The sequence below is a fragment of the Variovorax sp. P4_D9 genome (genome assembly GCF_056401695.1).
Genome location: NZ_JBFUIU010001495.1, coordinates 1 through 1,206, shown reverse-complemented (window position 1 = coordinate 1,206; position 1,206 = coordinate 1). Strand labels below are relative to the sequence as shown.

Annotated in this window: 1 protein-coding gene; it reads right to left on the bottom strand. The window is 64.2% G+C overall.

Annotated elements, in window-relative coordinates; translation table 11 throughout:
• Window positions 1-35 precede the first annotated feature (35 nt).
• Entirely contained in the window at window positions 36-932 is an 897-nt protein-coding gene (locus AC1DY5_RS56315) for a tyrosine-type recombinase/integrase (RefSeq protein WP_478122820.1), read from the bottom strand.
• Window positions 933-1,206: the final 274 nt, after the last annotated feature.

Sequence of the window (1,206 nt, the reverse complement as noted above, 5' to 3'; positions counted from 1 at the left end):
GTACTGGACCGTCTTCACAAGTTCGCTACGCGCCCTCAGACAACGTCCACCGGGTTGATCACGACGTGCTTGTAGCGGTCCATCACCTCCACCTCAACGCCTAGCCAGCGCGCCACTTCCGCCGGCGCCGTTCCGCGTCGCAATTGCCGCATCGCGAAGGTGTGCCGAAGCTTGAAGGTGCCGCCTTCGTTGCCGTCGAGACCCGCATCCGCCAGCAGCTGCCTGGTTGCCGAGTAGTGGGACTGCTTGCTCCAGGGCTTGCCCGTCGCCGTTGACGGAAAAAGCATGGCGCCTGGAATCTGTCGTTCCGATCGAACCTGGAGCCAATGCTGCAGAAGCTCGCCGGCCCAAGGCGCGATCGGCGTCTCGCGCGCCGGCKAGTTCCCACTGGCGGGGATCGATATCTTCCAGGGCCGATCCCGTATGCGGCCGCCGCGCGCGATCGGCGAATCCAGCGTGAGCGCGCGCACCTCTGCGGGTGTCAGCCCGCCGCCCAGATGCAGCGCGACCGCAACGCGATTGCGAAGTTCCTGCCAGGTGAACGCAGCATGGGCATCGCGACGTGCCCCGGAGACACCGGGGCGAGGGCGCGCGTTGGACAGGAACGCGATCAGGTGCTTTGCCTCGGCCACTGAAAGAAATTCCGGCAACGGGTCGCCGCTGGCGGCCTCCGCATAACGCACGTGCGGATTCTCGGCGAGCCAATCCGCAGCCGCCGTATTCGGTTGATCGTCGGACTGCGCTGCGCGGTGGCGCAGCACCCGGTCGATCAGGCGCAACAGTCGAAGGGCGTGCCGTGGGGTGAGAGAGAGGTCAGGGTTCTTCATGCCGAAGCGAGCAGCCTGGAAGGACTGCAGATCCCGCACGTCGAGCGACTCCAGCGTCACGGCTGGCGATTGGGCCAGACACCAGCCCATGAAGCCGCGCCACATCTCGCGATACACCTCGATCGATCCCGGCTGGCGCAGAGCGCCACTCGCGCGCTGGTCGGCGAGCCACTGCTCGAAGGCGTCGCGCAGATCTCGTTGGGGAGGGACTTCGTCGAAAAGGGGGAGGGAAGACATTCGATAAATATACTAACGGGCCGGGCGATTCATTTCAAGGGGTTCTTGGAGAACAAAAGTGTTTCTCGGCGAGGCACACCAATCAGAAGTTTCGAGCGTGCTAGCCGTTAGTACATTGTCTGGTTGTCGCTGAGGGTGGCAG